At 55.4% G+C, this 13286-nt stretch carries 12 protein-coding genes; 2 read left to right on the top strand and 10 right to left on the bottom strand.

Translation table 11 applies throughout. The features are described 5' to 3' along the window. Window positions 1-39 precede the first annotated feature (39 nt). Window positions 40-414, bottom strand: coding sequence for a phasin family protein (locus tag HP566_RS12200; RefSeq protein ID WP_249977540.1), 375 nt, complete (start codon window positions 412-414; stop codon window positions 40-42). Between the two features lie 329 nt (window positions 415-743). Between HP566_RS12200 and HP566_RS12195 the strand changes: the two genes are divergently transcribed. After that, entirely contained in the window at window positions 744-2120 is a 1377-nt protein-coding gene (locus HP566_RS12195) for a class II fumarate hydratase (RefSeq protein ID WP_249977539.1), read from the top strand. 18 nt (window positions 2121-2138) lie between these two features. Here HP566_RS12195 and HP566_RS12190 read toward each other — a convergent pair whose 3' ends face one another. Next, window positions 2139-3209 (bottom strand): endonuclease/exonuclease/phosphatase family protein, encoded by a 1071-nt coding sequence (locus tag HP566_RS12190; protein WP_249977538.1) that lies wholly within the window; start codon window positions 3207-3209, stop codon window positions 2139-2141. Between the two features lie 296 nt (window positions 3210-3505). Between HP566_RS12190 and ubiT the strand changes: the two genes are divergently transcribed. Continuing rightward, complete coding sequence (gene ubiT, locus HP566_RS12185) at window positions 3506-4003, top strand: ubiquinone anaerobic biosynthesis accessory factor UbiT (RefSeq protein ID WP_249977537.1); 498 nt, start codon at window positions 3506-3508, stop codon at window positions 4001-4003. A gap of 95 nt (window positions 4004-4098) precedes the next feature. Here ubiT and HP566_RS12180 read toward each other — a convergent pair whose 3' ends face one another. From HP566_RS12180 to HP566_RS12145, 8 genes are all read right to left on the bottom strand, one after another. Continuing rightward, complete coding sequence (locus HP566_RS12180) at window positions 4099-4653, bottom strand: 4Fe-4S dicluster domain-containing protein (RefSeq protein ID WP_249977536.1); 555 nt, start codon at window positions 4651-4653, stop codon at window positions 4099-4101. After that, window positions 4650-5243, bottom strand: coding sequence for a Tat proofreading chaperone DmsD (gene dmsD, locus HP566_RS12175; protein ID WP_249977535.1), 594 nt, complete (start codon window positions 5241-5243; stop codon window positions 4650-4652). The genes HP566_RS12180 and dmsD overlap by 4 nt, the downstream gene beginning before the upstream one ends. A gap of 8 nt (window positions 5244-5251) precedes the next feature. Beyond that, window positions 5252-6094: a DmsC/YnfH family molybdoenzyme membrane anchor subunit gene (locus HP566_RS12170; protein WP_249977534.1), complete on the bottom strand. Its 843-nt coding sequence runs from the start codon at window positions 6092-6094 to the stop codon at window positions 5252-5254. 1 nt (window position 6095) lies between these two features. Beyond that, window positions 6096-6713 (bottom strand): DMSO/selenate family reductase complex B subunit, encoded by a 618-nt coding sequence (locus HP566_RS12165; protein ID WP_249977533.1) that lies wholly within the window; start codon window positions 6711-6713, stop codon window positions 6096-6098. 10 nt (window positions 6714-6723) lie between these two features. Continuing rightward, a complete protein-coding gene (locus tag HP566_RS12160; RefSeq protein ID WP_249977532.1) occupies window positions 6724-9177 on the bottom strand; it encodes a DmsA/YnfE/YnfF family dimethyl sulfoxide reductase in 2454 nt (817 codons plus the stop codon). A 172-nt stretch (window positions 9178-9349) separates the two neighbouring features. After that, window positions 9350-10267 (bottom strand): U32 family peptidase, encoded by a 918-nt coding sequence (locus tag HP566_RS12155; protein WP_249977531.1) that lies wholly within the window; start codon window positions 10265-10267, stop codon window positions 9350-9352. 9 nt (window positions 10268-10276) lie between these two features. After that, window positions 10277-11272: a ubiquinone anaerobic biosynthesis protein UbiU gene (ubiU, locus tag HP566_RS12150; RefSeq protein ID WP_249977530.1), complete on the bottom strand. Its 996-nt coding sequence runs from the start codon at window positions 11270-11272 to the stop codon at window positions 10277-10279. 86 nt (window positions 11273-11358) lie between these two features. Then, on the bottom strand, window positions 11359-12753 hold the full coding sequence (locus HP566_RS12145) for a uracil-xanthine permease family protein (protein ID WP_249977529.1): 1395 nt from the start codon (window positions 12751-12753) through the stop codon (window positions 11359-11361). Between the last annotated feature and the right edge of the window lie 533 nt (window positions 12754-13286).

Genomic DNA, 13286 nt, shown 5'->3' with positions numbered 1-13286 from the left:
CGGGGGGCTTGTGACTATTTGTTGATGCAGGCAGTTTTGTTAGGCGCTTTTGCTCATTTTGGTGGCGGCAGCGCGCGCTTGCTTAACGTTATCTTCTGTCAGCTTTTGGCTTTTCTGTAAAAAATCCTGCTGTAAAGATACTACCTTATCCGCATCGCCTTTCACGCGTTCAGCAAGGTCTTTGGCGACTTTTTGCTGGCCTTCCATGTAGCTGCGCAGGCCATCAGCGTCTTTGATGCTGAGTAACTGGCGTGCTTGGGCAATGCCGGTATCTATATAAGCCTTGTTAGCTTCTAGCTGTGCATTCAGCAGCTTTTCAGAGTAGTCGATGCTGAGCGCTGTATAAGCACGTACAGGCGCCATAAAAAGGTTATCGAATTGTTGCGTTATTTCATTGGTGTTGAACGTAGGCATAGTGAACACTCCTGTGCTGTTACTCACTCATCGGAATGGCAAATCGATCAGCGCTGGTTAGTCAGTAGCGGTGACTGCCAAACACTCCCCGCTGCTGATATCTGTTTATCTTGCATTGCAGCATAGCAACTGTTTTTGTGCGGTGCAACATAGATGTGTCTTAAACATAACCGTGTCTTGAATATGTCTTTATCGAGTTCGGCGGATCTACCACTGCACATGCATATTTACCTAATACTCATTTACCTAATGCTCAAGGGCAGCTAATCTAAAAGATAGAGAGAAGCGTTATCACTTGAGTGTTTATTATCTGCATAAGGGGAGCGAGGATGGAAACACGTATTGAACGAGATAGCATGGGAGAGCTTGAGGTACCTGCCAAGGCTCTTTATGGTGCGCAAACCCAGCGAGCCATCAATAATTTTCCAGTATCCGGCAGGCCGATGCCTGTGGCTTTTATTCATGCGGTTACCCGGATCAAGCTGGCGGCCGCCCGTACGAATCTAACATTGGGATTGCTTGATGAGGCGCGTGCCAGCGCGATTGAAAAGGCGGCTCTGGCTGTGATTGATGGTCAGTATGATGAACATTTCCCGATTGATGTATATCAAACCGGATCGGGCACCTCTACGAATATGAATGTCAATGAGGTGTTGGCGACGCTAGCGAGCAGAGAAGGTATTGAAGTCGGCCCTAATGATCACGTAAATATGGGGCAGTCGAGCAATGACGTTATTCCTACGGCAATCCATCTTTCGGCAGCGATTGCGGTGAATGAGCAACTGCGCCCAGCACTGGCCATATTGCAAGATGCCATTGATAAACGGGCAAGTGAGCTGGCGCATGTGGTTAAAACTGGCCGTACCCATTTGATGGATGCGATGCCACTGCGTATGGACCAGGAGCTTGGGGCCTGGTCTAGTCAGGTAAATCAGGCGGTAGAGCGAATTGATAGTGCCATGGAGCGGTTATGCCGATTAGCCCAGGGGGGGACGGCAGTGGGTACTGGCATTAATGCGCCTGAGGGATTTGCTGCAAAAATGGCGGATGAGCTTAGTCAGCAAACAGGTTTAACGTTCACCCCGAACGACAGTTTTTTTGCCAGTTTAGCTTCCCAGGACGCCGCGGTGGAGTTATCAGGGCAGCTTAAAGGGCTCGCCTGTGTGGTTATGAAAATTGCCAATGACCTACGCTGGATGAACTCTGGGCCGCTGGCAGGATTGGGTGAAATTGAGCTTGAGGCGTTGCAGCCGGGCAGTTCTATTATGCCTGGGAAAGTCAATCCGGTAATCCCTGAGTCGGCAGCACAGGCAGCAGCGCAGGTAATCGGGCTGGATACGGCGATCACCGTGGCGGGGCAAAGTGGCAATTTCCAGCTTAATGTCATGCTGCCGCTGGTGGCATCCAATCTGCTGACATCCATTACCCTAATGAGCAGTACCGCCAAGCTGCTCGCCGAGCGTGCCATTGCGACCTTTAAAGTGCGGGAAGATAATTTACAGGGGCCGTTGGCGCGCAACCCTATTCTGGTCACTGCGCTGAATAGTGTGATCGGCTACAACGCCGCCGCCGCTATTGCCAAAAAGGCCTACCAGGCTGGCAGGCCGATTATCGACGTGGCAGAAGAGGAAACAGACCTTGATCGTGCCACTCTAGAGCGCTTACTGGACCCCACCGTACTTACCAAAGGGGGAGTGCCCCATTAAGCCAGCGGGTGGGTAAACCTAAGTTTGTTGCTTTTCCGTTTTACCCTGCTGGATGGTTTCGTTGGCTTGCTGTCGCTCTTCCTGTGTTGCATTGGGTGTATCGTGCTCATGCTTTCGGGATGGGCGATAACAAAAGGAGGCTAGAATAGGAAAGTGATCGGAGCCAAATGCTTCCAGGCGCCGCATTTCCAGCAGGGTAAAGTGTTCGCTTACAAATACATGATCAAGTGGCCAGCGCAGTGGAAGGTATTTGGCGTGGAAAGTGCTGAACATCCCGCGCCCCCGGCGTGGGTCCAGCATTCCTCCTATACGGCAGAAATGCCGTGTGGTTCGTGACCAGGCAACATCATTCAGGTCACCGGCCACCAGTGTTGCTTTAGGCTGTTCGTGTATTTCCTTCCCTATCCATAGCAGTTCTGCATCTCGCCATAGTGATTTTTCGCTTTCTCCCGGCGCTGGTGGACGTGGGTGCACCGCATAAAACCGAATTGTGTCGCCACTGTTAAGTGTGACATGGGTATGGATAGAGGGAATATCATCTTGAATCAGCCACTTAACTGAGGTATCGCTGAGCGGCAAGCGTGAGTAAAGGTGGATACCATAGAGATTATCCAGGGGCACTTTGACACTATGGGGCCACTTGGCATCCAGCTCTTGATCAAGCTGTTCCTGCCACCATTGGTCTGACTCCAGTGTTAAAACAATATCGGGTTGGTGGTGTCTGATCATGCTCATCAGGCCTTCTGTCTGACGATTTGGAGTCAGCACGTTGGCGATAAGCAAGGTAACTGTTTGGTCAGGCGGTGGATTTTCAGCTGTTTTCACCTCTACTGGCCACCAGCGTGTCCAGGGCAGTATGTAGCGGGCCTGAAGCAGCAGAGTCACTAATGCCGCAATACCTGCCACGGACCGCCATGTGCCGGGTTCAAGCAGAAAGAGCGCGGCCACTCCGTTGATTAACGCCAGTACGGCAATTTGAAGGCGGGGAAATTCAAAGCTGCGTATCCACCACCAGCGTAGGCGTATGCGGGCGACAAGTGTGGCAAGCAGTAGCGCAATGGCAGTGCATCCTAGCAGGGACCCGAGCAAAGCCTTTCTCCTTATAAAATAGCTGAGGTACTTAAATCTATGTTGAGATTAGCTACCTAATGTAAGCGCGTAGCGGATTGAACACACTCTTGTGGGATATTTGGCACCTAATCAAGTGGTGTTAGCCGCCGTTCATCATCCCTCCTTCCTGGTTAGCATGAGTAGAGCGGGTAAATCGCAATGGCCATGAGTTGGATTATTTTGTCTCTACTGATGCATATCAGTTTGCAACGCAAGAGCAGGACTTAGCATAGACCATAGCGTTTACTGTTGATGCTTTTACTTAGGAGTGTGTTGTGTCGTTGCTACCTTTTGCCGTTCCCGTGCCGTCTGCGTTACTGCCTCTACCTGTAAACCCTGAGCATCTGATTCGTATTCTTGACCCCAAAGTGCCTTTCGTTATCAAGCGGCGCCTGGTGGAGCCCTTGCTCAACCGGACGTTCTCAGTGCCTCTTCAAGAGGGTGAGTTCGATGTCCTGGAGGGGCGGCGTATTACCCTGGCTATCGGTGATTTAGGGGTAACGCTAAGTCTGACGCTGGAGGCGCAGCGCCTGATATTGTGCCGTGAGAAGGGTGAGGCAACCATTCGGGGGGGCTGGCGTGAATTTCTTTGCCTGGCTACACGACGTGAAGATCCTGACAGCCTGTTTTTCCAGCGTCGCTTAGTCATGGAAGGGGACACGGAGCTGGGGTTGATGCTCAAGAATCTTCTTGATGGTTGCGAGGACGACCTTGCTCAGGGGCGTTTGGGTGAAGTGCTGCTGGGGCTGGAACGGTTGGCGCGCAGGGCGTAATTTGGCATCGCTGCAAGTTTTAATAGGAGGCTTGGGCAGGCTGCCCTGCGTACGGTAGGGTGTCGAATAGGTATCGAAAGAGCTAAGGGGCGCTTCTATACAGGCAGGGGATGCATATGACAGCCCGAGGCGTAGCAGGATTGTACGCACCGGGAACATCCCTGGCAGTACTCTGCGGACACCAGAGGCAGCCCTGTGGCAGGCAAGGTGATGGCCTGGCCGGGGCACGCCTGCTGGCACAACGTGCAAGATTCGCCATAGCTCAAGACGCAATTGTCATTGAACTCCGGGATGAGCCCGGTCATAGCTGGTAGTTCAGGAGCGAGGGCGCGTGTCTCGCAGGCGGCCGTGCAAGCCAGGCATAGGTCGCAATGGTTGTGCTCCAGATTTAAGCGTGGGAGCCCGTGTTCCATGCTGATGATCTGGTTGGAACAGACGGTGGCACAGGCACCGCAGCCGCTACATAGCCGGGCAAGAAGAGTTTCCTCTTGAGCCTGGGGTGGACGGGGTGTCTCGCGTTGCTGGCGGGGCGGTGGCGTCGCGGCGAAAGACGCGGTGACCGGGTGCAGTAATCCCCGTAGCAGTTCCCGGCGGCTGAGACGGGTATGGTCGAGGCGGGCACGCAGATAGCGTTCGTCGATACGGCTCATCGGTAGAGCCTCAATAGCTGCGGGGTGATACCCCGCTCTGTTTGCCACTGGCCCAGGGTTATCGTGCCCAGTTGGGCCAGGGCGCGATAGAAGGGGTGGGGAGCGTGCTCCTCCAACTGTTCAAGATAACGCCCGCTCCAGGGTAGGAGAAATTCCCCGAGTAGCCGATCGACACCAGCCTCGCGTCCTTCCATCGCCAACTGGCCGAGAAGCAGAACCAGAAGGCCGAAGTGGTCGAGCGGCTCGCGTCGGGCGGTCGCCAGTGATATCCCCTCTTCCTGTTCCAGGAAGCGCTTGAGTGTCTGGTGAGAGTCGCCAAAGACCACTTGTTCGGGGTCAAGGTAGACCGAGCCCCAGGGCGGCGCGGCAAGTGCCTCCGGGCCGACGAACAGCTGCTGGTAGGCCTCCTCGCACAGTGGTTGCCGGTATGCTTCACTCAGCGTCGTGAGCCAATGGCCCACATCGTAGGGCCATGCTTCGGCCAGGCTGCCATCACCGAGATGCTGGTTCAACTGCTCCAGGGCTGGTGCGTCCGGCGGGTAGTAGAACCAAGCACCCAGCAGGCGTGCGGAGTGGGCGAGTGATTGCATAGAGTGCCTCACAAACCGACGGTCATGTATAGGTTGTAGAAGAGATTGCGTCCCAGCATTTCCGCCGCCAGCACCACCACAAAGCTGAGGCTCAGCATTAGCGTCTGGTGGCGCTGGCTACGCAGGGCGAACAACCACAATGCCAATACGGTGGCCAGCAACGTCAAGCGAATGAGCAGTAAACTCTGGTAGTGGGGTATCAGGTCGACCGCTGACTGGATGGCACTCTGAATGCCCGCCAGGCTCATGGCGTGGGCTACGCTGGAGCCCAGTGCCACCGCTAACGCCAGGGCTCCCAGCCACGGCAGTAAACGTGCCAGCAGGCGGTGCCCCTGGTCACTCAGGCTGAGCAATAACTGGGCGAGCAAGGCACCTCCTATAACACTGGTCAGGAAAAAGCCCAGCGGAGTGAAGGGGGTATTCCAGGTTGGCACAGTGGGAATCATATAGACACGGATGGTCGCGTACATGAAGGCAATGCCGAACAGCATGGCAATGCCGAGCAGCACCATGCGCAGCAGAGGCGTGCCCTTGTCGAGCAGGGTTAGCAGCCAGAACAGCCCACCGAGGGCAAAGAAAAGGCTGCCGAAGAAAATTTCGTTGCTTAGCCAGGAGCCGCCCAGGCGCAACAAAGCATTAGGCGCGCGCAACGGTGACCCTAAATGCAGTGTCGAAGCGGCGAAGGCCACGCCCATCAGCACCCAAATGATCAGCATCGGGCGATTAAGACGGCGCAGCGTTGCCCCTTCCAATCTTCCCGAGAGCATTAGCGCACCAAGCAGAATGAAAGCGCCCACGGCACATTGTGCCAGGACGGTGAATACCACCAGGGGAAGTTCGTGCCAGCCCATGTCACACCTCCTTGGGATTGGCGAGGAAGCCGGTGGTGTCGCCCACTGGACGGGCATTGCGGTTCGGCTTGATCACGATGTTAGGGCCGGTCAGCAACGCCGTTGGAAGTGGTGCAATCTCGGCAAGGGTTCCGTAGCGCTCACGCAACTCCTCAATGGGGGCGAAATCCAGCGCACGCAGGGGGCAGGACTCCACGCAGACTGGCTTGAGTCCCTCGGCGACCCGTTCGTAGCAGCCATCGCACTTGGTCATGTAACCCTTGCGCGAACTGTACTGGGGCGCGCCGTAGGGGCAGGCCATGGCACAGGATTTACAGCCGATGCAGACATCGGTATCCACCACTACCAGACCATCCTCGCTGCGCTTGTGCATGGCGCCACTGGGGCAGACGGACACGCAGGGTGGTGCAGCACAGTGGTTGCAGGCGATGGACAGGTAGTAGGAAAAGATCGACGGCTGCCAGGTATCGCCGTCGGCCTGCCAGGAACCCCCCGCGTACTCGTAGATACGCCGGTAGTTCACCTCGACATCAAGATCCTTGTAATCCTTGCATGCCAGCTGGCAGGTTTTGCACCCGGTACATTTGCTGGAGTCTATGTAGAAGCCGTATTGCGTCATGACGCCCTCCTCAGGCCTTATGCACGTCGACCAGGTTGGTATGCGAAGGATTGCCCTTGGCCAGCGGCGAGGGTCGTTGAGTAGTTAGCACGTTGATGCTGCCGGCCAGATCCGTGCCGTGGTGGTTGGGGGTGTACCAGGCACCCTGGGAGAGGGCTACCACGCCGGGTAGGATGCGCGGGGTGACGTTGGCGGCGATGTGTATCCGGCCACGGTCGTTGAATATTTCCACACTGTCACCATTAGCGATTCCTCTGGCCTGTGCGTCGATGGGGTTGATCCACACTTCCTGGCGGACGGCGGCCTTGAGCACTGCGACGTTACCGTAGGTGGAGTGAGTGCGTGACTTGCAATGAAAGCCGATAAGTTGCAATGGATACTGCACGCGCTCCGGTGCATCCCACCCCTCGAAAGCGGAGACGTGAATCGGCAGCGGGTCGATGACATCACCCTCCTCAAGTTCCCACTCGGCCGCTATTCTGGCCAGCGCCGCGGAGTAGATCTCGATCTTGCCGGAGGGCGTAGTGAGCGGGTTAGCCTCGGGATCACGCCGGAAGTCGCGGTAGGCCACGAAGTGCCCGTCAGGATCCTGGCGCTTATAAATACCCATTTCGCGAAACGCCTCGAAATCGGGTAGGTTAGGGTCGCGCCGCCGGTTCTGTGCCAGTAGGAAACGTAGCCACTCCTCTTGGGTGCGGCCTTCGGTGAAGGCCTCGCCGACACCCATGCGTGCGGCGATTTCACTACACATTTCGTAGATCGACTTGCACTCGAACAGAGGCTCGATGACCTGATCGGCGAAGATCAGGTAGTTCATGTTGCCAGCGTTGGCATCCATGGCGAAATCCATCTGCTCGGAGGTGGTCAGGTCGGGCAGCAGGAGGTCGGCGTAGCGTGCCGAGGAGGTCATATGGTTGTCGATCACCACGATCATCTCGCATAGATTTTCATCGGCGAGGATCTCATGGGTGCGGTTGATCTCGGAGTGCTGGTTCACCAGACAGTTGCTCGCATAGTTCCAGATGAACTTGATCGGGACATCGAGTTTTTCTTTGCCACGTACGCCGTCCCGGGTGGCGGTCATTTCGGGGCCACGGATAATGGCATCGGTCCAGGTGAACATGGAGATGCTGGTGTCGATGGGATTTTCCAGGGTGGGGAAACGCTCGAAAGGGATGGCGTAACCACTCTCGCGGGCCCCGCTGTTGCCGCCAGGGATGCCGACATTACCGGTAAGAATGGCCAGCATGGCGATGGCGCGTGATATCAACTCGCCATTGGCGTGACGCTGTGGCCCCCAACCCTGGACGATACAGCATGGTTTGGTCGAACCGATCTCCCGGGCGAGCTGGACGATACGCCGGGCGGGAATGCCGGTGATACGCGAGGCCCATTCAGGGGTCTTGGCGATGCCGTCCGGCCCGTCGCCGAGAATATACGCCTTGTAGTGGCCGTTAGCCGGTGCACCTTCGGGCAGGGTGCGCTCATCATAGCCGACGCAGTAGCGATCCAGGAACGGCTGGTCGACCAGATCCTCGCTGATCAGTACATGGGCAAGGCCTGCCGCCAAGGCAGCGTCGGTGCCGGGGCGAATGGGGAGCCATTCGTCCTCGCGACCGCTGGCGGTGTCGTTGTAGCGCGGATCGATGATGATCATCCGGGCGTCTGAGCGTTGCCGGGCTTCCTCGAGATGGTAGACGATTCCGCCGCCACTCATACGTGTTTCGGCGGGGTTGTTGCCGAACATCACCAGCAGGCGGGTGTTGGCAATGTCGGAGACACTATTGCCGGCGGCCCAGCCGCCATAGGTGTAGTTGAGTCCGGCGGCAATCTGCGCGGTGCTGTAGTCGCCGTAATGGTTGAGGTAGCCGCCACAAAGATTCATCAGGCGCGCCACCAGAGACGAGGCGGGTGGCCAGGACTTGGTGACAGTGCCGCCCAGAGTGCCGGTACCGTAATTGAGGTAGACGGCCTCGTTGCCGTACTCGGCGATAATACGTTTGAGGTTGTCGGTGAGCAGTTGATAGGCCTCGTCCCAGCTGATGCGGGCGAACTTGCCCTCGCCGCGGGCGCCGACACGTTTCATGGGATACTTCAGGCGGTCGGGGTTGTAGACACGACGGCGCATCGAACGACCGCGCAGGCAAGCGCGAACCTGATGCTTGCCATACTCGTCAAGCCCGGTATTGTCGGTTTCCACCCAGGTGATCTCGCCGTTGCGCACATGCATACGTAAGGGGCAGCGACTGCCGCAGTTAACCGTGCAGGCGCTCCATACCACACGCTCCTCAGAGGCGGCTACTGAAGCTCCCTGAGCGGCAGCCTCGGACGATATGAAGGGAAGCGGGATTGAGCCCGCCACCAGGGCCAGGGTACCGGCGGAGCCGGTCTTCAATACATCCCTACGGCTTACGGCCGGATTGAAAGCCTGATGGAAGAGGCTGTTCGAAGACTCGTTTGCCATTGCCGGTGCCCCCTATAGAATCATGTTATTTCACTATAGGATCGGGGCTGGAACTTGAGTTGTCCCGCATCAATCTTTTGTCACTTAGTCCTTGTTTGTAAATGAGTTTTCTTGACACTTGAGGTTGAATCTCTTTACGCTCGGTAGTGCCAGCGTGAAGGTTTGGGGGATGTCAAATGGCCCCAGTGCGGGTATTGTCCATGCCCGGTTGGCCGTACCAATAGCCATCGCAGGTCTCGGCATCTACCAGCGTTAATGGACTGGGTGAGGGCAGTCTGCCGTGGCGGGCCTGGTTAAAGGCATTGACCACTTCAGCCATGCCTTCTGCCCGTGGGCTTAGGCGTGCTACTGAAACGCCCATATCCGCCATCACTGACAGTTCATGGCGAAGATCCTGGCAGGCGCCTGAAAGGGTCTGAATACCGTTCAGGGTGAAAACATCGCGGGACTCTTGTGAGCGTAGCATCAAGCCTTCGGGGTATTGTTGGCAGACGAACTGGCAGCGGTCCTTGGGTTTTTGGTGGCGCCGTGCGGTAAAACAACGAGACGACCAGGCCAAGGGGAGATGCCCATACGCGAATACTTCGCAAGGCTGGGGCACACCCGCCTGGTGGCAGTCCTTAATCAACTGAGCTAAGTCTTGCTGTGACATTTCCACGGGCGCTTGCCAACGCTGCATACCGACGCGTGCCATTACTCCCAGGGTGGCGGGGTTGTAGAGGTTTAGCGCGGCCCCAGCTATGAAGGGTAACCTGGCACTGGATAGACGCTGCAGGGCACTCTGGTCGTTGGCTTCAACGATGAAGTCGCCGTTGTCACAAAGCTTACGCAAATCGCGGAGATCGGCCTCGGACTCAATCAAGGTCTGGCTAGCGAGAACCACCTGTTTGCCCGCTTGGGTGAGCTCGCGACCAATACCCAGCCAGTCGTCCAACTTCATGTCACGGCGCCGCGAGCAGACCGTCTCTCCCAGGGTGACGATCTCCACTGGCCAGTCGGCTGCCTGACGGTAGAATTCGGCGTAGCGCTCCCGGGTCCAGTAGAAGAGTACCGGGCCCAGCGACAGTTGCAGGGTAGGGGATTCAGACATGATGAGTTCCTATTTCCAGCGGCGCTCATAGGCGCCCAATGTGGTGGTGGCACCTTCGGAAAGCTCAGCAAGACCGGCCATCCAGGCGTGTTCTGGATGAAAACGTCCGGGAGCGTCTTCGAGACGGTCCAGCGCCTGACGCCAAATGCCAGCTACCTTTGACACATAAGCGGGGCTGCGCTGGCGTCCCTCAATTTTTACCGCGCTAATACCCAGCTCACGCAGTTCTGGTAAGAGCTCCAGCGTATTGAGGCTGGTGGGTTCCTCAATGGCGTGATAGGTCTCGCCTGTTACCTCAAAGCGCCCCTTGCACAGGGTGGGGTAGCCTGCGCGTTCGCCTTCGGCGTAGCGATCAATGAGGACATTGTTAAGTCGCGACTCCAGACCTTGAGACGTCTCTTCCCAGCGAACATGAGCCGCGGGCGAGCAGACCCCCCGCGTATTGGGCGACTCGCCGGTGAGGTAGGAGGAGAGGTAGCAGCGCCCTTCGGCCATGATACACAGGCTACCAAAGGCAAAAACTTCGAGTTCTACCGGCGTTTGCCTGGCTAAGTCACGCACCTGGGTAATCGATAACACCCGGGGCAGGACGGCACGCTTGATGCCAAAGTGCTCGTGGTAGAAACGCAGCGCTTCATGACTGGTCGCCGACCCTTGTACCGAAAGGTGTCGTGCCACGTCAGGATGGTGCTGAGTGGCGTAGTCGAGCAGCCCCATATCGGCGAGAATCAAGGCATCCACGCCCAGGTCGGCTGCTTGGTCTACGGCGCGGGTCCACTGCTGCCAGCGATTGGGTTGGGGGTAGGTATTAATCGCGCAGAATACCCGTTTATCGTACTTGTGGGCGTAGTCGATACCCTTACGGGCGCGCTTTTCTGCGAAATTCAGCCCAGCAAACTGGCGCGCGTTTGTAGCGTTCTGGAAACCGAAATAGACGGCATCGGCGCCATCATCCACGGCACGCTTCAGGGCGGGCAAGTTGCCCGCAGGGCACACAAGCTCCATTGCGCAGACTCCTTAAGATGAAAATCCGAGCATCTTAGTCGCCTACTTATTGCCGCCCTTTGACTCAGATCATTATAGGAAGGCTTTCAAAGAGTATCCGCTTTGGCAATGGCCTCGCGCTCAGCAGCTTCATCGGATAGCGATTTATTGGGCAGTAAAATATTGAGTGTAAAGGCGGTAATGGCGGCTACCACAATAGGAGCACCCCCGATCAGGTCTTTAAGTATTGATGGGAACTGATCAATGGAAGCGGGAACCGATGCGATACCCAGGCTGAGTGCAAGTGCGAGTCCCACTATGGTCATATTACGGGCGGAGAGTTCATCTTTGATGAGTAACTGGATGCCGGTCATGGTGATCATGCCAAATACCGTAATCGTTGCTCCTCCTAATACAGGGTAGGGAATGGTCGTCATAATCGCCCCGAACTTAGGGCTGAGACCGGCGAGAATCATGAATAAACCAGCTATTACCAGAACGTAACGACTAATCACCTTGGTCATCGCGACGATACCAACATTCTGGCTGAACGTGGAAGTGGGGAGGGCGCCAAAGAAAGCGCTAATGGTGGTGGTTAACCCATTACCAAGTAAGCCCCCTGTCAACTCTTTGGTCTTTAGTTCGCGGTTCATGCCGCCAACGGTGGTTGCCGATAAATCACCAATTGTTTGCACGGAGTTGATGACGCAGATGACGACCATTGAGGCGATAGCGGCAGCATGAAACTGCATCTCAAATGGCATTGCTCTGGGTCTGGCGATCCAGGATGCACTTGCCACATTGCTGAAGTTGACCATTCCTAATGCGAGTGACAGCAGGTAACCCACCAGGATACCTACAATAATGGCTGAAAGTTTGATAACTCCTCTGCCAAACTGAGCGGCGACCAATACGGTTAATAACGTGACCATTGCCACTATCCAGTTAATCGGGTCACCGAAATCAGGGGCGTCCACGTTGCCGCCGCCTGCCATGTAGCGAATGGCAATGTCGTATAGGGATAAACCAATGACTAACACGACTGTACCCGCCACGACGGGAGGAAAAAGATGACGTATATACTGGATGAAGTAGCCCACCACTACCATCGTTATGCCGCCTATCAATTGGGCGCCTAATATCCCTTCAATGCCGTACTGCGCTCCAATCGCTACCAAGGTGGGCACATAGGCAAAACCTACACCAAAAATGGCAGGTAAACGCGCACCGAATTTCCAGACCCCGTATAGATGGAAAACCGTGCATACACCTGATGCCAGGACGGCAATCTGAATCAGTAGTAATTTTTCCTCTATGCTTGCACCTACTGTGCCAGCAACAATGATGGGGGGCGTAATAACACCTGCAATCATCGCCAGCAAATGCTGAAGCGATAGTGGGAGAGCCTTGGCAAAACGGGGTTTTCCATAGAAATCAAATAGAGAGGTATTCCTCGCGTTCTCTCGCTTCCTCTGTCCAGTAGAGGCTAAGGCTTCGTTCATGAAAAACTCTCCTTGTTATTGTACGCACTGCTTCAAATGTAGTGTTTACTATAGCTGATGGTACTGTACACAAAAATAACTCAGAAAATAAATGTTTTGCCCTATACTCCTCCTCATTGCTTACCCATACATACTTTAAATCTCCATCTTTCTGGAGTGCGCAGGACCAGGTTTTATAAAACCTTGTTTTTGTATAATAAAAATATTACTTTCAATAAGTTATGTATTTTTTATGTGTTGATATATTCACTCTATAGTCATTCATCAAGCGATGTGTGACATGCTATTACCACTAAAGTTTTATTTACTTTTTTGTTAATAATTAACGTATACAAAATGTTAGAGAGGAGGGCTGTGAGAGGGTGGCGAAGGTGTTGTTAATACTTTGCATTACCCCTCCGTACCGCTGGAGGTAGAGGTATCGGTATTGTCTTGATGCAGGCCCTTGGCGACTTCCAGATCATACAGCCGGGTGGTGGGACCATCCGGGTGGCAACGTTCTTTAACCAGCGGCTGCCACTGGTGGGTAGCGG

Origin of the sequence: Vreelandella olivaria (genome assembly GCF_023507745.1) — a bacterium.
Lineage (GTDB): Bacteria > Pseudomonadota > Gammaproteobacteria > Pseudomonadales > Halomonadaceae > Vreelandella > Vreelandella olivaria_A.
The sequence above is the reverse complement of the archived record's forward strand: the minus strand, read 5'-3'. Positions and strand labels throughout refer to the sequence as shown.

Bases quoted from the DNA above. Each gene is read 5' to 3' on its own strand.
- HP566_RS12200 (WP_249977540.1), bottom strand. From the start codon at position 414: ATGCCTACGTTCAACACCAATGAAATAACGCAACAATTCGATAACCTT.
- HP566_RS12195 (WP_249977539.1), top strand. From the start codon at position 744: ATGGAAACACGTATTGAACGAGATAGCATGGGAGAGCTTGAGGTACCT.
- HP566_RS12180 (WP_249977536.1), bottom strand. From the start codon at position 4,653: ATGAGCCGTATCGACGAACGCTATCTGCGTGCCCGCCTCGACCATACC.
- dmsD (WP_249977535.1), bottom strand. From the start codon at position 5,243: ATGCAATCACTCGCCCACTCCGCACGCCTGCTGGGTGCTTGGTTCTAC.
- HP566_RS12170 (WP_249977534.1), bottom strand. From the start codon at position 6,094: ATGGGCTGGCACGAACTTCCCCTGGTGGTATTCACCGTCCTGGCACAA.
- HP566_RS12165 (WP_249977533.1), bottom strand. From the start codon at position 6,713: ATGACGCAATACGGCTTCTACATAGACTCCAGCAAATGTACCGGGTGC.
- HP566_RS12160 (WP_249977532.1), bottom strand. From the start codon at position 9,177: ATGGCAAACGAGTCTTCGAACAGCCTCTTCCATCAGGCTTTCAATCCG.
- HP566_RS12155 (WP_249977531.1), bottom strand. From the start codon at position 10,267: ATGTCTGAATCCCCTACCCTGCAACTGTCGCTGGGCCCGGTACTCTTC.
- ubiU (WP_249977530.1), bottom strand. From the start codon at position 11,272: ATGGAGCTTGTGTGCCCTGCGGGCAACTTGCCCGCCCTGAAGCGTGCC.
- HP566_RS12145 (WP_249977529.1), bottom strand. From the start codon at position 12,753: ATGAACGAAGCCTTAGCCTCTACTGGACAGAGGAAGCGAGAGAACGCG.